We start from the raw sequence: 17,820 nt of genomic DNA on the forward strand, positions 1-17,820 counted from the left end.
AATAAATCTTAGAAAGAGTATTGTGTGCCAAAGGTTAAGGTCTCCTTGGTCTGCAATTGAATGCCATTTAGATTTTGATAAAGTGGATATCCAAATTCAAATCCAAACCTAAGGTTTTTAAGTGCTCCCTTTGAAATATAGGTGTTTACTCCAATTCCTGAGTTTATATAGGTTCCGCCAGAGTTGTTAGTGTCTGCCGTAATGACCATCATTGGGTTCAGGTTTGGGTCTACTCCCTCAATTTCTCCAACTATAAGACCTTCCAGTCTTGCTGAAACACTAAGCCAGTTACTTGTTTTAATTGCAAACCAGTTGTTTAGACTGTATCGATTGCCATAGCGGTACTCCCTATCATTTTCTCCAAATCGGAAGACCCCTCTTATTTGACTTCCCCAAGAAATAGATTCATTTTGACCTAAATAAGTCAATGACAAGTTGGGATCAAACGTACCACTGCCTACTTGCATGGGATAGGGCAATTCAGTTTCATTTGGTGCTGAAGCCGGAGTAACATCACTCTCCGTAACACTTCCGGTAGGAATTGAAAATCCTAATTGCCCATGTAGTGTTTGTTGGTTTTTGTTGAAGAATTTATACAAAATGGCAAGTTGAATATCTCCAAAACCACTAGACTCTGTAGTAAATGTTCCACCCATACGAGTAATATGATCCATTTCCATGGATAGATAATTGAACATGGCCATTAAGGTGATTTTGTCACTTGGCGCAAACATGGCCCCAAGCATATGCATGTTCATGGGCATATTTGTAGGGGTTACCATATAATTGGCCAAAGCGTCATCAAAAGAAGCATCATCACTGCCCTGTTTAAGCTCATCCATATTCATATACATATAGCGATAGGAAAACATCCATTCTCCCTTACCGTGCATATGATCTCCCATGACGGAAATTGGGGCGTGTCCATCTGGTCTGCCCGCGGACCATTTTTGAGATTCATCATTAGTTTCTTGTGCATAAAATGCGATTGTGGCCACCATAAAAATGGCCGATATATATATTTTCATCGGTTTTTATTATTGAAGTTGTTGGTGATTTTTGCAACGAATGTTTTAATGAATCACCTTAAAATAAATTTGTGTAAGCGTATGCTAGGAAATAGCGCTGGGCGGATGAAAATTGTAAGCAGAATACAAAAAAGTATAGCTGTTGGAATAATCAAAATGATTTTGATTAGGAACTAGATGAGGTTTTTTGGAATTGTAAAACATTAAATCAACAAAGCCAATAGGATATTCTTCTAAAGCAATTTTGGGAAGGTTTTGTTTTTTTTCCTCATTTTGTTCAGAAAGTCGCTGCATAAGATAGCACTTACCATTACATTGCAACTCCACCTTATCCTTGTTGACACAAAGAAATTCGGCTATGTAATCTTCATAGATGACATACTCTAACATTGGACCAACGGGACGTACCATGGCCATAATGTATAGCAATACAAAACAATATACGATTGAGTGTTTCAACTATGTTCTTTACGTATTGCAAAATTAGGCTATAAAGTGTAAAAAGTCTTAAATAAGACGCACTTTTGCATTTTAAAATTTTAATGTGAACGAACACAAAAGAAAGTGGATTTATCTAATTGTGCTGTCCATAATCTGGGGAACATCTTATATATTAATTAAAAAAGGGCTACAGGGTTTTAATCCAATTCAATTAGGTTCCATTCGTATTGTTTTGGCCGCACTTTTTTTGTTCATTGTTGGGTTTAAATCCTTAAGAACTATTTCTAAAAAAGAGTGGTTTTGGGTAGGTGTTTCTGGAATAGTTGGAAGTTTTATCCCCATGTTTTTGTTTGCTTTTGCAGAAACTGAGATAGATAGCAGTATAGCATCAATATTAAATTCGCTGGTTCCACTTTTTACTTTGTTTGTTGGGTTGTTTGCTTTTGGGGTGGGGTTTACGAGAAATCAATTATTGGGTGTTGTAGTTGGATTGTTGGGTGCCGCTTTTCTAATCTTTTTTGGGACGGAAGTGAACCCGAACCAAAATTATTGGTATTCGGGTTTTGTTATTATTGCAACCATTTGTTATGCATGTAATGCAAATATTATAAAGAACAAGTTACAAGATGTATCTCCTATGGGAATCGCAGTTGGAAATTTTGCTGTTATTTTAGTACCTGGAATTATCGTTCTTTTGTTCTCCGGATTTTTGAAAGAAGAGGTTACCACTGGCCCATACTTTTTTAGCTCACTGGGTTATATAGTAGTATTATGCATAATGGGAACCTGTGTTGCTAAGGTTATGTTCAATAAATTGGTTCAGATCTCTACTGCTGTTTTTTCTGTTTCGGTAACATATCTAATTCCCATAGTGGGTATTTTTTGGGGAGTGCTGGATGATGAAAAGTTTACATTATGGCAATTATTTGCAGCACTCGTAATTCTATTCGGAGTTTATTTGGTAAACAAAAAGAAGACGCCACAAAGGACGCCTTCTTCTAAAAAGTAATTGGACTTTATTCGAAATCTGAAGCTGTGACACCTTCATTGACTTTAATTTCTTTTACCACAAACTCAAAGTTTTGAGGCCCCATGGTTTGAGATAACTTGAAAGGGAATTTGATACCCGAAACTTCTTGATAGTTATCAAACCCTAGTGTATTTGACATTTGCTGTCCCTGCACTTCTTCCATACTGATTTCTTGCAGCTTAAGGCCGGTTTCCACATCATAGAATGAAGATTTTTTATCGGTTATCTTAAGTTTGTATGCTTTTTTATCACCTACTGATTCAACACCTTCTAAAGTGATATTGCCAGCTGCCAAATAGTTCAACTCTGGAAAGGCCGCAGACTCTTCTTTTACTCTTTTAATTTCTTCAGGAGAGAGGTCTTTTCGCTGGCCTTGAGCCACCATATAACCCTTGTCTCCATCCAAAACCTGCTTCTGCATAGAGTTGCCCATGACCTTTACATCTTGCATGAATTGGTCTTTTGAGGTTTTCTTCATTTCCAATTCTAACTTCATCCCCTGCATTTCTGCTTCAGCCACCATAGCATAGGACTCTACTCCTTCTAATTTTTCTTTTCCTCCAATGGCTTCCATATACTTTTCCAAAATAGCTTCCACAGTTATTCCTTCAGGGATAACACTGTTGTAATCTGGCTTTTCTGTTTTGTTTGCATATTTGTCATAAAATAAAACAGGAACGGCTTTGTCATTAAAGGTCACTTTCTCTAGATTTTCCAAGACTTCGCTTCCTTTTCCAGTCACTACGACTCGCGCATTTGAGGTGGAGAAATACTTTTGTGCTGCCTTTTGAACATCATCAATGCTTACTGCTTCAATTCGTTCCAAATAGGTTTTGTAAAAGTCTTTGGACAAATCTTCAGTTTCTATGTTCAAAGCATAATTGGCAATGGTCTCAGGGTTTTCTAATGCCATAACAAAGCTCCCGGCATATTTGGCCTTTGCATTGGTAAGCTCTTCTTCCGTAACAGGTTCTTTTGTAATTCTATCTATTTCACTTAGGATTTGAACTACTGAACTATCCGTAACTGTGTTTCTTACCTGTGCATATGCATTAAATCGCATTGGACTATACTTATTGTCCCTAATACCAGAGTAAGAGCCGTAGGTGTATCCTTTATCTTCTCGAAGATTCATATTCAACCTAGCTTGTGATCCTCCTCCCAATACTCTATTGGCTAAAAGAGCATCTAAATAATCTTCATCCTTCATTTTTAATTCAGTAATATTTTGCACCACAACTTCTGATTGTACCGAATTGGGAACATCTACAAAATTAATTTGATTGTATTGAGCATCTGTGGGTTTGGTATAGCTAAAAGATGGAGGGACTGCTTTTGACCATGGCGTAAAATTAGTTGTAACGAGCTCTTTTACATTGTCAAAATCGACATCACCAATAATGACCAAATAAGCATTGGCCGGCACAAAATAATCTCGGTAGTATTTGTCCACATCGGCAAGGGTAACGTTGTTTACGGTTTTTTCAGAGGTGATTTCTCCATAAGGATGTTTTTTCCCATACGCCAGTGCCAATTGAACTCTGGTTGCAATGGCAGAAACATCTTTTTCCTCAGATTTTATCCCAGTAATAATTCTGTCTTTTTCCTTATCGAACTCCTCTTGAGTAAAATTTGGATTTAACGCTGCATCTGTCATAAGTTCTAGAATTCTAGGGAAGTATTTGGAAAGGCAACTTGCAGACGCACTTTGGTCACCGATACTTATTGAAGCTCCCAAAAAATCTACCTCTTCATAAAAATCATCCTTTGGAATAGACTTGGATCCTTTACCCAACAAACTGGATGTTAAATCTGAAACACCTGCCTTGTCTCCTTGTAGAATGGGTGGGTTGTCTATGGTCAATTGAATGGAAACTCTTGGTAACTTATGGTTTTCCACCACCATAACCTTGAGTCCGTTGTTTAGTTCAAAGCGAGCAGGTTCCTTCAAATTTATCTCGGGAGCGGGACCTGCTTTGGGTGGTGTGCTTCTATCAATTTGTGCATATGATACTGCCATGAAAAAGGACAGTAAAGAAAAAATTATATACTTTTTCATCTTAATTGGCTTCTTTTTGTTCTGGTAAATACTCTAATTCTACCCTTTGATTCATCTTTAAATATTTTTTCGCAACTTCCATTATTTCTTCACGGGTGATGGAACGATAAATATCAATCTCAGTGTTTATGAGGTTGGTGTTATCACGTAGCATATAATTTTCTGCAAGAGAGTTCGCTATTCCCGCGATACTACTGTTGGCATTTACAAAGTTGTTTTCAAACTTGTTCTGAAGTTTCTGGTAGTCTTTTTCTGAAATCAATTCTGACTGCACTTTTAGAATTTCTGCATCTATTTCTTTTTTGATGTCTTGAATTGAATTCTCCCCTACAGGTAAGCCACCAACAACATAGCAACTATAATCTTCGGCATCAATGGGCACCGAAAATATTTGGAGTGCTATTTTTTTCTCATCTACCAATTTTTTATACAACTTGGAACTTTCACCATCGCTTAAATAAGTAGAAATCATATTGATGACATAGGCATCTCTTTCGGCCTGCCCCGGAGTTCTATAGGCAAGTAAGATTGCCGGAATCTGAATATTGGGATCGTGATACGTGGCCTTTATAGTTGTTGCAATTGGTTCTTCAACGACAATGTTTCTTTTTATCTCGGCACCTCTGGGAATCGGGCCAAAATAATCTGAGACCATTTTTTTTGTTTTTTCCATATTGATGTCGCCGGCTATGACCAAAACGGCATTGTTTGGCACGTAGTAAATCTTGTTGAAATTTTTAAAGTCATCAAGGCTTGCGCTGGCCAAGTGATCCAGAGAACCTATTACGCCCCATCTATATGGGTGTTTGGTATACAGGTTCTTAAGAAGTTCCTCAAAAAAAGCACCGTAGGGAGAATTATCTACCCTCAGTCTTCTTTCTTCTTGAACCACTTCTTTTTGGGTGTCCACACCAATTTGCCCTATTATGGGATGCATTAATCGTTCCGATTCTAACCACAACCCAGTTTCTAAACTATTTGAAGGAAACGTCTCATAGTAATATGTTCGGTCCAGAAAAGTATTGGCATTGCCACTTCCTCCATTCGAGGAAACTATTTTATCCCATTCCCCTCTTTCTATATTTTTGGTCCCTTCAAACAATAAGTGCTCAAAAAAATGTGCAAATCCGGTTTTACTGGGGTCCTCATCTTTAGAGCCTACATGGTACATTACTGCAGTGGTAACTACGGGAGCGGTATTGTCTTGATGTAAGATTACATGTAGTCCGTTATCCAAATCATACTCTTCAAAAGCAACTTCTTGAGCTATAAGAAAATTACCAGCAGAGAGCACGAAAAGTGCGGATAGTAAATGTCTTTTCATAATAGTAAGTTTTGTATAGATATAATAAAATAGGATTAGTAGAGAATTTTAGATTGATGTTACATTAAATATAGGATAAAATTTAAAAGGTAGACAGAATATTAAGTAAGTCTTTAACAAGAAATTATGGCATAATTCAACAACATTCAGTAAATTAAACATCCACCAAAAATTTAATGAGATGAAAAATCTAACGCTACCTATTCGTTTTGGAATTGTCACCAGTGCATGTTTGATGGCTTATTTTTTGATTTTATCCCTTTTAGGGAAACACACCAACGTGTTTTTTAGCTTATTAAATGGAGTGATTACCGGGTTTGGAATTTATGAGACCATTAAATACACCAAGGTAAGACTGGGAAAGGATTTTTCATATGGAAAAGGCTTTGTGGCCGGGATTACAACCGGGTTTGTAGCTACATTGCTCTTTACTGTTTTCTTTGCTATCTATTCCACGGAGTTAAACGCCAGTTTTTTAACTGAACTCTCTGAAGTTTGGGCCAAAGATTACGCCAATTTTGAAGGAATAGTCTTCTTTACAGTCGCCATAATGGGTTTTGCAACCACATTGGTTTTAACACTTTCTTTTATGCAACTCTTCAAAACCTCTAATAATCCTAAAAAATAATCTTTCAAATGGTTGAATATTACTTGTGAATTAAGGATTTAGCAGTATATTTGCACCCGCTAATTTTAATAAATAGCAAGTAAATTAATCTAATTAACGCATTATGTACGCAATTGTAGAGATGGCAGGGCAGCAGTTTAAAGTTGCAAAAGACCAGAAAGTGTACGTTCACCGTTTGCAGACAGAAGAAGGTAAAAAAGTAACTTTTGACAAAGTTCTTCTTTTGGATGACGGAGGTAACGTTACTGTTGGCGCCCCAGTCATAGAAGGTGCGGCCGTTGAGGCCAAAGTAGTAAAACACCTTAAAGGTGATAAAGTAATTGTCTTTAAAAAGAAAAGACGTAAAGGATACCGTGTAAAGAACGGACATAGACAATCCTTAACAGAGATTGTTGTTGAAGGTATTGTTGCAAAAGGAGCTAAAAAAGCTGCTCCTGCAAAGGCTAAGGCTGAAAAGCCAGCTGCAGAACCTAAAAAAGCAACGGCGGCTAAAACTGAGGCCCCTAAGAAGGAAGCTCCAAAGAAAACTGCGCCAAAAAAGGCAGCTGAAGATTTGAGTGGTAAAACAGTGGCAGAATTGAAAGAAATGGCAAAAGCAAAAGGTATTGCTGGTATTTCTTCCATGAAAAAAGCTGATTTAATAGAAGCTTTAAACAAATAAGATTAAGAACTAAAAATTATATATCATGGCACATAAGAAAGGTGTAGGTAGTTCAAAAAACGGTAGAGAATCAGAATCAAAACGCTTAGGTGTTAAGATATTTGGTGGACAAGCCGCTGTTGCTGGTAACATCATTGTTAGACAACGTGGTACAAAACACAATCCTGGTGAAAATGTTTATGCGGGAAAAGACCATACATTACATGCCAGAGTTGATGGTCTTGTAAAATTTGAAAAGAAGGCTGGTGGAAAATCATTTGTTTCCATTGAACCATTTGAAGCTTAATACTTTAGGTAATAAAATTTTTAAAACCCTCACTGTACAGTGAGGGTTTTTTGTTATCTGATTGTTAAGTCATTCTAAAACACCTTCAAAATGACACTAAATATGACTTATTCTTAAAAATGAGCTAACCTCTTTTTTTAAACATACTAATTTCTTTGTGGTCTAAAATCAACCACTTAGAAAATGAAAAAATATATACAGTTTTTTATCTTAGTTTTTGTCCCTTTATCCCTTTTTGCTCAAACAGGAAATATTCAAGGAACGATTTCCGATGAAAACGGAATTTACCTCCCTGGAGCCAACATTGTGATAACCTCTTTGGCAAAAGGCGCTATCTCTAATTTTGATGGAAGATTCACAATAGTGGATATTCCTGAGGGCACTTATACCTTGAAAGTATCTTATTTAGGCTATTCAGACATTGAAAAAGAAGTTACTATTAACGCAAATGAAACTACAGAAGTATCATTCTTTATTGAGCCCAAGAGTTTGGAATTGCAAGGTGTTGAGATTACCGCATACGGATTAAGTGGACAATCCAAGGCCCTAAACACACAAAAGAACAACTTAAATATCACCAACGTAGTTTCAACGGATCAAATAGGTAAATTTCCAGATGCAAATATTGGGGATGCCGTTAAAAGGATTCCTGGAATTACCATGCAGGTTGACCAAGGAGAAGCAAGGAACATAATTGTACGTGGACTTTCACCACAATTGAATTCGGTAACCTTAAATGGGAGTCGTGTTCCATCTGCCGAAGGCGATAACAGGAATGTACAGATGGATTTGATTCCTGCAGATATGATTCAAACCATAGAAGTTAGCAAGGCAGTTACCCCTGATATGGACGCAGATGCTTTGGGAGGTTCAGTGAACTTGATAACCAGGACTTCGCCACAAGGCTTTAGAGTTTCAACAACCTTGGGCTCAGGAATAAACTTTATTACTGATAAGGCAATTTTAAACGGTTCTTTTCTAATTGGGGACAGAAGCGACAACGGAAAATTTGGTTGGATGCTCTCGGCTTCCTTTAATGACAATGACTTTGGTTCTGACAATATTGAGGCTGAATGGACAGACGAGTTTGAATATTATACTGGAGTTGATGATATAGAGGGCGAGCCCATTTTAGATGAGGTTGATGTAGATCCATATGTAAACGTTTATGAACAACGTGAATATCTGGTGCAACGTGTACGAAGAAGTTTCTCTGCCAACATGGATTATAAGTTTGATGCCAACAATACTGTTTTCCTAAAGACCATGTACAATTGGAGAGATGATAGAGAAAATAGATTTCGATTAGAACATGAAATTTTAGATGGAGAAGATATACAGATAGGAGACTTCACCATTACCAACGGGGTACCAACAAGATTTCCTGTAGCGGTTAAACGCCAAAGCAAAGGGGGAATAGACAACAACAGAAACAAAAACCGTAGGTTGGAAGACCAACGTATGCAGAATTACACCTTGGGTGGTGACCATCTATGGGGTTCACTAAAAGTAGATTGGATTACCTCTTATGCTAAAGCATCAGAAGAGCGACTGAACGAACGATATGCAGAGTTTGAATCAGAATATATAATTAGCAACGATGTCTTTAATCCAAGATACCCAAGATTCTCAGCAGCGGATGCCAGTGATGCTTCGGATTTTGACAGTTTTGAATACAGCGAAATCACCGAAGAAAACCAATATACAGAAGAAGAGGATGTCAACGTTTTTGTCAATTTCGAACTGCCATCAGATTTGTTTGGTCAAGGAGACGGGAGTATAAAATTTGGCGCCCGTGGAAGATTTAAATCCAAAGTGCGGGACAATAATTTCTTTGAGTTTGATTTAGAAGATGATTTTCCAACATTGGCCAATACTCCATTAAAAGATTATTCAGATCCAGACTATTTGGCCGGTAGCCAATACCTTATTGGATCTTTTGCCAGTGAAGAATGGTTAGGTGCCTTAGACCTAGTGGATGGTGAATCATTGCCAGAGGAATTTTTACCTGGAAATTTTGATGTAAGTGAAAATGTTATTGCGGGTTACCTAATGATAAACCAAAAACTGTCTGATAAGTTTAGTGTGCTTGCGGGCGTACGCTTGGAAAGTACAAATTTGGAGTCCACAGGTAATAGTTTAACGTTTATTGAAGAAGATCAGGATAATGGTATTGAGGAGAGTATAGAGGTAGAAGAAGTAAATGCAGAAAATAGCTATACCAATGTTTTGCCAGGAGTACACTTCAAATATGATGTCTCCAATAGTACTGTTTTACGGTTTGCTTGGACAAATACGTTGGCAAGACCAAATTATGTAGATTTAATTCCAAGGGCTGAAATTATTAATGAGGACAACGAAATTATTCTAGGGAATGCAGATTTGGAACCCACTACCTCAATGAACTTTGATGTAATGGCAGAGCACTACTTTCAAAGTGTGGGATTGCTTTCTGGAGGAGTTTTTTATAAGGATATCAAAAACTTTATCTATACCTTCCAAGGAGAAACAACAGATGATACTTTTGGAGCTGGAACCACGGGTTATGAAACCTTTCAACCTTTGAACGGTGACGGGGCTTCGGTATTTGGATTGGAATTTGCATTTCAGCGTCAGTTGGATTTTCTTCCTGGATTTGCCAGAAACTTTAGCTTATATTTAAACTATACCTATTTATCCTCTTCTGCTGATGGGATTAGAAATGAGGATGGTGATGAGCGTGAGGATATAGATTTGCCAAATACAGCTCCAAACATGTTCAACGGCTCTTTGGCCTATGCGGACAAGAAATTTAGTGCGCGTTTATCTGTGAACTTTTCAGATAGTTATATCGATGAAATTGGAGGTAATGAATTTGAAGACCGGTATTATGATACCCAGCTTTTTATAGATTTTAATGCTTCTTTTCAAATCAATTCCAATCTTAGTTTTTATGCTGATTTGAATAATATCACCAACCAACCATTGCGCTATTTTCAGGGTGTAAAAGAGCGTACACAACAGATGGAATTTTACGGCCAACGATTGACTTTTGGTTTAAAATATGATCTATTCAAAAAATAAATACACGCAATTCGTGAGTAAACAAGAACCTAATTTTATCTTTAAAACATGTATAGATCTATTTATTCTTTAGTTGTAGTTGTGCTATTTTTTACATCGTGCAATACAAAAAGTACGTTACCGCCAATTCAACCAGATATCATTACAGAATTTACATTGAACGATACCGATGACCCCGCAATTTGGATCAATCCAGCAAATGCATCAAAAAGTATTGTTTTTGGAACTGATAAGGAAACCAATGGAGCCATCTATGCATTTGATTTGGATGGAAAAATAATCGAGGATAAAACTATCCGAAATATGAAACGGCCTAATAATGTGGATATTGAGTATGGTTTTCAATTAACCGATTCAACCACAACGGATATTATGGTTTTTACTGAACGGGAGAAACAACAAATCAGGATGTTTTCGGTTCCAAACATGAAACCTATGGATGGCGGTGGTTTTCCTGTATTTTCTGATGAAGAATTACTTGAAAATAAATTGCCTATGGGCATTAGTCTGTATAAATCGCCATTGGATTCTACGATTTACGCCATTGTGGGAAGAAAAACAGGCCCTGGTACTGGTTATTTGTATCAATATACATTGCAAGCAGATAGTTTAGGGGTCAAAGCAAAATTGGTTCGGAAATTTGGAAAGTTCAGTGGTCAAAAGGAAATAGAAGCTATTGCTGTTGATGATGAAAAAGGGTTTATATATTATTCAGATGAAGGAGTATGTATCAGAAAATACTATGCAGAACCTAAAAAGGGAAATGAGGAGCTATCATGTTTTGGAGGGGAACATTTTTTGAAGGATATTGAAGGTATTGCTATTGCCTCATATCCAAATAAAGAAGGTTTTATAATTGTCTCCGATCAACAAAGGGGGCAATTCAATATTTTTTCTAGAAAAGAAAATGTATTCGTTAAAGCTGTAAATCTTTCCACGCTTGAAACAGACGGTTGCGAGGTAGTGACCGTTCCATTGAACAGCACTTTTCCAAATGGACTTTTTGCTGCTATGAACGATGAAAAGAACTTTTATTTCTATGATTTAGGAAAGGTTTTAGAGTAAGATCATATAAACAGATTAAAAGTTTAATTTTCTTTTTCTAGCGGTAATTTCCCAGGTCGTTACTTTTAATCCATCCTCGATTACAGATACTTCATCGTGGAGGTTTATAGTTGGGCAAATGTGATATGGAATGCCATATAAAACATCTCCAATTTTTAGATTATTCCAATTATCAACTTTGAGAACACCATGCTCTTCACTTTGTGAGAGAAGCTCGTAATTGTCAATATTTAGAAACTTCACTCGCTTATCAATAGGGTTTTCTGGAGCTACGGATTTGTGACCTAAGTCTAGGGTTACAATCCCCTCAGTGGGCTTTGAGATAACTCGTGTTACTAACAGTGCAGCATACTTAAAGTTCTGTTCCGTTAGTTTTTCACTATACCCCCAATCCCATAAAACACAGGTGCCAGGGCTGGTAATTCGGTTTTCTTGTAATAGGTGGGTTGTAAACGAAGGAGTTCCGCCACAAATCATTTGTGCTGTAGAAAATACTTTTTTTATGTTGTTGAAATAGGCAGTTACATCTTCCAAACCGGTTTCTATCTTTCCGCTTCGTGTAGAAAAATCATTATCCCTCAAATGTCCATCATACACATGTAATCCTTTAAAATCTAAACCTTTGCAATCAGAAATAAAAACCATAAGCTCATCTAGGCCGGACCCTATTTTGATTCCTGAACGATCCATTCCATTATTGATGTCAACGTAAAAGTTGACAGTCAACCCATTTTCAAGAGCTTTTCTATTTAACAGATCAGCAGCTTCGATAGAATCTAGAATTGTAGAGAAATTGGTTTTAGGAAAATGTGTTACCAAAGAAAGAAAGCGGTCCACCTTAGGGCCAACCAATTGATGCGAAATCAAAACAGAATTAGCACCTGCTTCTGCTGCTATTTCCGCTTCCGAGATGGTTGAAGCTTTAAAATTAGATATTCCAACAGCCAATAGTATATCCAGAACTTTTGGCATTTTGTTGGTTTTGATATGAGGCATTAACCTTTGTGTTTCGCCATTGACCAAAGAAATCATCTCTTGAACATTATAATCCAAATGATTTTTATATACGGCTATTGACGGCGAATCAACTGTTTCAATATTTTGAATTTGGAACCAATTCTTTGTCATTTTTTGATTGCTTTTTGCGAAGAAACTCCTTTTTTATTTATTCTTTTAAAATGTCCTTTATAATTTTTAAGTGATGTTGTGTGTGTATTTTCAGAAAACGTTTGGTTTGCCCTTTATCAATTACATTGAAATAAGGATGTTTAAAATGTGCCTTTTCATTTAAAGCTTCAATTTTTTTAGATTTTCCTTGGCTTCTTCAATTTGAAGGTAAAGACTGTCTGTTAAAATTACTTTTGGCGGAATAACAGATTTAGGAGATTGTGCAACACCCCGTGGAATGATTGCCGAGGTGAAAACAAATATCCTTGACCAACTAAAATTTGATTTAAATTCATTTGGATTCGAACGTTCCAATGCTTCACAAATCCTATTAATGGTTCTAAGGCTATGATCTAAATGCCAGTCCACATTCACTTCCGATATTCTTTTATTGGATTTATCCTTTTTTGGAATGTAATCCACAATTTCCGAAAACTGTTCATCCAAGAAATATGGACCTGATTCAGTGTTTCTAGCCAAAATAATTGCTGTTAAAATGATGCTTAAAACTAGCAAAATAACCCCAATCTTTTTCATGATATTCTTGTTTGCCAGTATTTAGAACTGAAATTTATAGCCTACATCCGGAAAGAAACCAATCTGATCTATTTGATCAACATTATTGGTTAAACGGTTGTAACGTCTTGCAAATATGTTTTCATTGGCGGTAACGTTTTGTAAATCCACAAAAAAGCGATGAGACTGTTTTTTGTTTCTACTGTTGAGCTTAATTCCAAATTTAACATCCCACCTAAAATAGTCGTCATATTGTTGGCTAAAAGCAAGATCATCCTGCAATACCTCAAAGCCTGCTTGCTGAGAAGCGGCTAAATCCACTGGCGTATAATATCTACCCCCTGAAAAGGTTAAACGAGAATCTACAAATAGTATGTTTTTATTCTTTCCGCCCAAACTAAATTCTTTACCTGCCAAGGCATTTACAACATAGCCGTTGTTGAATGGTGAATTACGCTCAATACCGTCACTGCCTTCATATTTACTTTCATAAAATGACCCCGTAAGCAGACCATAATAACTGTTGCTAAAAAACTTTTCTAATGTGAATTCAATTCCTCGATTAAAGCCAGTACCTCCATTAATTAAAGAAACCTTATCATCATCAAAATCGAAATCAGCACCTTCCGTTAAAGAAGAATAGCTTGAAGGAAAAGATTCTATCGCGGCATTGTCAATATCTTGGTTGTACACTTCAATTTTTCCTCGCCAATCATTCCCTAATTTTACATCATAGCCCAAAACATAGTGATTGCTTCTAACAAGGTCAAGATTTCTATTGGTCTGTATTAGTTCTCCGTTGACTTCTTCGTTCAAAAACAATAAAGGAAAAGGAACAGATTGATGATGAAGACCATACCCAATATTTAGTTTGTGGTTTGGAGCCAGTTGAAAATTTAATGCAGCCCTAGGCTCAAATACGAATTGTTCGTTCAAGGAGCTGTATTGCGAATGCATTCCCGCATTAAAAGTAATTTTTTCAGTTAGGCGAAACTGACCCTGAATATAAGGTTGAAAAATGGTGAAGTTTTCATCAAAATCTCGGAAAGTGAATAAATCGGGGTCACCATCTCCATTCGTATCTGGCTGTTTTTCGCGGTCTCTATTGAAGGCATCAATTTTATAGCCTTCAACCAATACCCCTGTGCGCAATGTGGCTCTGTTGCTCAACTTTGAATTGAACAAGGTTGAAAATGAAACACGAGATTCTGAATTGTCCGCCTCTGTATATAGAATAATGCGTTCCTGGGAAGTGTCCTTGTCAATAAGCCGATCTGCCGTAAACTTGTTTCCAGTATAGGATCCTGCTACTATGGTCCTTAAAAACGAGTTTTTACCAACTGGAAGTTGATGTTTCAATCCTATAACCCCAAATTGAGAATCCACAAATGCGTTTTCATCTTCTGCTGCAAAAAGATCATCTTCATCAATATCATTCCCTAGAAACTCAATGTCAGAAGTACCAATGATTCCAAATAATGATAGTCTTCCAAGCTTCCCTTTTCCAAAATCAAAATTGAAGGAAACATCGCTATAATTAGGAGTTGCTGAGGTGCCCCCTGCACCACCGCCTACCAAACTGACTAAGGAATACCTGGCAGATAGCAGGAAAGAACCATTTTTGCTGCCCATAGGACCTTCGGCCATTGCTTCTACTCCGGTAAAAACCCCAACCTGTGCGGAGAATTCAAAATCGTCTATGTTTCCTTTTCTAAACCCAAGATCAAAAACCCCTCCAAGAGCATTGCCATATTCTGATGGAAATGCCGAAGTGATAAAATCTGAGTTCTTCAGTAGGTTTGGATTTACCGCTGAAACCGGACCACCCGTTGTACCAAAACTTGCAAAGTGATTTGGATTAGGGATTGGAATTCCTTCTAAGCGCCAAAGCAGACCAGTAGGAGAGTTACCGCGCACAACAATATCGTTACGGCTATCATCCGGTGCTGAAACCCCGGCAAAGTTTGCGGCCAGCCTTCCAACATCACTGCGCCCTCCGGAGAATCGGGTCACTTCTTCAACACCAAATTGCCTGGCGGATACAGTGGCCAGTTTGTTGTTTGCTCTATCTTTATTGGTTTCGGTGGTAACAATTACTTCATCCAACTGATTAAATGATTCAATTAACGAAATAGTCAATAAAACATCCTTCCCAGTGGTTACTTCTATGTTTGGAATTGTTGTGTTTTCAAAGCCTATATAACTTACTCGAACTATTTGTCTGCCCACGGGAACATCCTTGATTGTGAATCTCCCATCAAGATCAGTGATTACTCCTGTATCTGCTTGTTGATCTAATAATTCTACTGTTGCTCCTACCAAAGGACCTTCTGATTGTTTGTCCAAAACAATGCCTTTAATGACTCCCGTTTGCGAAAAGCCGACTGCGGTACAAAGAAAAGCGAATATCAAAATGATTTTTTTCATGATACGTTTATTTGATTTTCTTCCAAGATGAAACTATGAATTGGTAAAAAAGACGAAGAAATATTGAGATGTTCTTTTGCGGACTGAAGTGTTATAGGATATTTTGAAAGGGAATAGTGCTATATGCTCACGATCATATTCAACTAAATAATGTTTTGCTACGGTTCAATTCCTTTTTTGACAGTTGATGTGATGAGATTGCAAAGGATATAGTGTCTTATGTATCTTTAACAAATGGCAACAAGCATGTTCAAGAAAAAAGCGGTTAAAAAGTTTTTGTTCCGATGGATGGTGGTCAATGTTGTATATATTCTTATAAAAACTACTGTAAATCATGAGGTTGAAGAGCTAGACACTTTTTTTGCGCCTACAAATATTTTCTACTACAGCACAGCTTTTCTTTTTTTTATGCTCACCTGGGAGTTCAATGACTGGTTGATAAAAAGAGAACGTAATTATGGAAAGCTGAACCTTAAAAATAGTCTGAAAATTTATGCCCAGACCATGGCGTTATTACTGCCATTAAGTGCAGTGATTTATTACTTGGCCTTGTTCCCATTCAGAGAGACTATTGGCATTCACTGTGATGATCCCAAGGTGGAGTTTATGGGCGATTTTCTAAGAGCTGGTTTAATAGGTTCAACGGTGGTATTTTTTAATCTGTTCTATTTTTCAATGAAGCAAAAGGAAGAAATGGATGAACAAATGGAAAATTTAAAGAGGGAAATGTTAGTCTCTAAATATTCTTCGCTAAAAAGCCAGATAAGCCCACATTTTTTGTTTAACAGTTTAAATACCTTAACGTCCTTAATGTACGAAGACCGGGACTTGGCTTCTGACTTTGTGACTAGACTAGCTTCTAGTTACCGTTATATTTTGGATAATAAAGAGGAGGATTTGGTAAGCTTGCAAAAGGAATTAGGGTTTTTAGATGCTTATGTATTTATGATGGAAGTAAGACATAAAAATGCAGTGGTCATAGAAACGGACATCAGGGTTTCTCCAGATCAGTATTGGATTCCTACATTGACTTTACAAATGTTGATAGAAAATGCGTTAAAGCATAATTTGTATTCCAAAGAAAGACCTTTACAAATTTCCATTACTTCTATTGAAAATAATGCACTGGCCATTAAAAACAATCTTAGAAAAAGAGAGTTGAAACAGAAGACAACAAGGCTTGGCCTAGAAAACATTAAAAAAAGATATTCATATTATACCAATAAAACAGTTTTGGTGAGAGAAGACACTAATTCTTTTGAGGTTATTATTCCATTATTGGATAAAGAAGTCAAGGAAATCAATTTAATATCTGTATCCTAAAATGAGAGCTGTAATTATCGAGGATGAAGAGTTTGCTACCAAACGATTGATGAAATTGGTGGAAGAGTTAGCGCCAGAAATAGAAGTTATTGGTACTTTAAATTCTGTTGAGAGTGGTGTAAAATGGTTCAAAAAGAATGATCGTCCTGATTTGATTTTTTTGGACATTCAACTTAATGATGGTTATGGATTTGATATTTTGGATGATGTTACCGATCACCCTCCAGTTATATTTACTACTGCCTATAATGAATTTGCTATCAGGGGATTCAAGTATAATGGAGTGGATTATTTACTGAAACCTATCGTGAAAAGTGATTTAAAAACAGCTCTTGAAAAATTTAAGAAAAACGTCACACGAAATGGAAATACTTCTACCGATAATCTGGAGCATTTAAAACAACTTTTTCATAAGGAATACAAGCATCGTTTTATGGTAAAGGTTGGGAATCAGTTTAGATCTTTCAATGTAGAGGATATAGCGTATTTTAAATCGCATGAAGGTTTAATTTGTTTGCAGACACATACCGGACAGTCTTATCCCATTGAATATACTATTGATCAGTTGGAGAACATTTTAAATCCAATTCATTTTTTTAGAATCAATCGCAAGTTTATGGTTTCTGTGAAAGCAGTTGTTGAAATTCATAGTTATTTTAATAGTCGATTGCTTTTAAAGTTGCTGCCCAAAGAGGAAGAACAGATAGTTGTTTCAAGGGAACGTACCACTAATTTTAAGCGTTGGTTGGATATGTAAACCGTGGCAATTAAACTACCATTTTCTTCTTAGAATAAACCATGA

The 17,820-nt window shown here is 36.7% G+C and carries 15 protein-coding genes; 8 read left to right on the forward strand and 7 right to left on the reverse strand.

Features of this window, described 5'->3' with window-relative positions; genetic code table 11:
* Positions 1–8: 8 nt before the first annotated feature.
* Together LV704_RS10410 and LV704_RS10415 are read right to left on the reverse strand one after the other, a co-directional pair.
* Positions 9–1,028 carry a transporter gene (locus tag LV704_RS10410; protein ID WP_163420368.1) on the reverse strand — a complete coding sequence of 340 codons (1,020 nt, stop codon included), beginning with the start codon at positions 1,026–1,028 and terminating at the stop codon, positions 9–11.
* An 84-nt stretch (positions 1,029–1,112) separates the two neighbouring features.
* Positions 1,113–1,487: a hypothetical protein gene (locus LV704_RS10415; RefSeq protein ID WP_233782020.1), complete on the reverse strand. Its 375-nt coding sequence runs from the start codon at positions 1,485–1,487 to the stop codon at positions 1,113–1,115.
* An 85-nt stretch (positions 1,488–1,572) separates the two neighbouring features.
* On the opposite strand from LV704_RS10415, the gene LV704_RS10420 reads away from it, so the two are divergent.
* Positions 1,573–2,478, forward strand: a complete 906-nt coding sequence (locus LV704_RS10420) for a DMT family transporter (RefSeq protein WP_163420366.1) — start codon at positions 1,573–1,575, stop codon at positions 2,476–2,478.
* Between the two features lie 7 nt (positions 2,479–2,485).
* Here LV704_RS10420 and LV704_RS10425 read toward each other — a convergent pair whose 3' ends face one another.
* Positions 2,486–4,558: a pitrilysin family protein gene (locus tag LV704_RS10425; protein WP_163420364.1), complete on the reverse strand. Its 2,073-nt coding sequence runs from the start codon at positions 4,556–4,558 to the stop codon at positions 2,486–2,488.
* Position 4,559: 1 nt separating this feature from the next.
* Positions 4,560–5,882: a pitrilysin family protein gene (locus LV704_RS10430; RefSeq protein ID WP_163420363.1), complete on the reverse strand. Its 1,323-nt coding sequence runs from the start codon at positions 5,880–5,882 to the stop codon at positions 4,560–4,562.
* Between the two features lie 181 nt (positions 5,883–6,063).
* Between LV704_RS10430 and LV704_RS10435 the strand changes: the two genes are divergently transcribed.
* The 5 genes from LV704_RS10435 (at position 6,064) to LV704_RS10455 (ending at position 11,585) form a co-directional block, all read left to right on the forward strand.
* Positions 6,064–6,510, forward strand: a complete 447-nt coding sequence (locus LV704_RS10435) for a DUF4199 domain-containing protein (protein WP_163420361.1) — start codon at positions 6,064–6,066, stop codon at positions 6,508–6,510.
* 103 nt (positions 6,511–6,613) lie between these two features.
* Positions 6,614–7,171, forward strand: a complete 558-nt coding sequence (gene rplU, locus LV704_RS10440; RefSeq protein ID WP_163420360.1) for a 50S ribosomal protein L21 — start codon at positions 6,614–6,616, stop codon at positions 7,169–7,171.
* A gap of 25 nt (positions 7,172–7,196) precedes the next feature.
* Positions 7,197–7,457 (forward strand): 50S ribosomal protein L27, encoded by a 261-nt coding sequence (rpmA, locus tag LV704_RS10445; RefSeq protein WP_163420359.1) that lies wholly within the window; start codon positions 7,197–7,199, stop codon positions 7,455–7,457.
* A 183-nt stretch (positions 7,458–7,640) separates the two neighbouring features.
* Entirely contained in the window at positions 7,641–10,520 is a 2,880-nt protein-coding gene (locus LV704_RS10450) for a TonB-dependent receptor (protein WP_163420357.1), read from the forward strand.
* Positions 10,521–10,568: 48 nt separating this feature from the next.
* Positions 10,569–11,585, forward strand: coding sequence for a phytase (locus tag LV704_RS10455; protein WP_163420356.1), 1,017 nt, complete (start codon positions 10,569–10,571; stop codon positions 11,583–11,585).
* Positions 11,586–11,600: 15 nt separating this feature from the next.
* Here the strand turns inward: LV704_RS10455 and LV704_RS10460 are convergent, their stop codons facing one another.
* The 3 genes from LV704_RS10460 to LV704_RS10470 form a co-directional block, all read right to left on the reverse strand.
* A complete protein-coding gene (locus LV704_RS10460) occupies positions 11,601–12,713 on the reverse strand; it encodes an alanine racemase (protein WP_163420355.1) in 1,113 nt (370 codons plus the stop codon).
* Positions 12,714–12,872: 159 nt separating this feature from the next.
* A complete protein-coding gene (locus LV704_RS10465; RefSeq protein ID WP_163420354.1) occupies positions 12,873–13,289 on the reverse strand; it encodes a hypothetical protein in 417 nt (138 codons plus the stop codon).
* A gap of 21 nt (positions 13,290–13,310) precedes the next feature.
* Complete coding sequence (locus tag LV704_RS10470) at positions 13,311–15,695, reverse strand: TonB-dependent receptor (RefSeq protein ID WP_163420353.1); 2,385 nt, start codon at positions 15,693–15,695, stop codon at positions 13,311–13,313.
* Positions 15,696–15,941: 246 nt separating this feature from the next.
* On the opposite strand from LV704_RS10470, the gene LV704_RS10475 reads away from it, so the two are divergent.
* A complete protein-coding gene (locus LV704_RS10475; protein WP_163420352.1) occupies positions 15,942–17,018 on the forward strand; it encodes a sensor histidine kinase in 1,077 nt (358 codons plus the stop codon).
* 1 nt (position 17,019) lies between these two features.
* Entirely contained in the window at positions 17,020–17,775 is a 756-nt protein-coding gene (locus LV704_RS10480; protein WP_163420351.1) for a LytTR family DNA-binding domain-containing protein, read from the forward strand.
* Positions 17,776–17,820 lie beyond the last annotated feature (45 nt).

This window comes from Flagellimonas sp. CMM7 (assembly GCF_021390195.1).
Lineage (GTDB): Bacteria > Bacteroidota > Bacteroidia > Flavobacteriales > Flavobacteriaceae > Flagellimonas.

Bases quoted from the DNA above. Each gene is read 5' to 3' on its own strand.
- LV704_RS10410 (WP_163420368.1), bottom strand. From the start codon at position 1,028: ATGAAAATATATATATCGGCCATTTTTATGGTGGCCACAATCGCATTT.
- LV704_RS10425 (WP_163420364.1), bottom strand. From the start codon at position 4,558: ATGAAAAAGTATATAATTTTTTCTTTACTGTCCTTTTTCATGGCAGTA.
- LV704_RS10430 (WP_163420363.1), bottom strand. From the start codon at position 5,882: ATGAAAAGACATTTACTATCCGCACTTTTCGTGCTCTCTGCTGGTAAT.
- LV704_RS10435 (WP_163420361.1), top strand. From the start codon at position 6,064: ATGAAAAATCTAACGCTACCTATTCGTTTTGGAATTGTCACCAGTGCA.
- rplU (WP_163420360.1), top strand. From the start codon at position 6,614: ATGTACGCAATTGTAGAGATGGCAGGGCAGCAGTTTAAAGTTGCAAAA.
- rpmA (WP_163420359.1), top strand. From the start codon at position 7,197: ATGGCACATAAGAAAGGTGTAGGTAGTTCAAAAAACGGTAGAGAATCA.
- LV704_RS10450 (WP_163420357.1), top strand. From the start codon at position 7,641: ATGAAAAAATATATACAGTTTTTTATCTTAGTTTTTGTCCCTTTATCC.
- LV704_RS10455 (WP_163420356.1), top strand. From the start codon at position 10,569: ATGTATAGATCTATTTATTCTTTAGTTGTAGTTGTGCTATTTTTTACA.
- LV704_RS10460 (WP_163420355.1), bottom strand. From the start codon at position 12,713: ATGACAAAGAATTGGTTCCAAATTCAAAATATTGAAACAGTTGATTCG.
- LV704_RS10465 (WP_163420354.1), bottom strand. From the start codon at position 13,289: ATGAAAAAGATTGGGGTTATTTTGCTAGTTTTAAGCATCATTTTAACA.
- LV704_RS10470 (WP_163420353.1), bottom strand. From the start codon at position 15,695: ATGAAAAAAATCATTTTGATATTCGCTTTTCTTTGTACCGCAGTCGGC.
- LV704_RS10475 (WP_163420352.1), top strand. From the start codon at position 15,942: ATGTTCAAGAAAAAAGCGGTTAAAAAGTTTTTGTTCCGATGGATGGTG.
- LV704_RS10480 (WP_163420351.1), top strand. From the start codon at position 17,020: ATGAGAGCTGTAATTATCGAGGATGAAGAGTTTGCTACCAAACGATTG.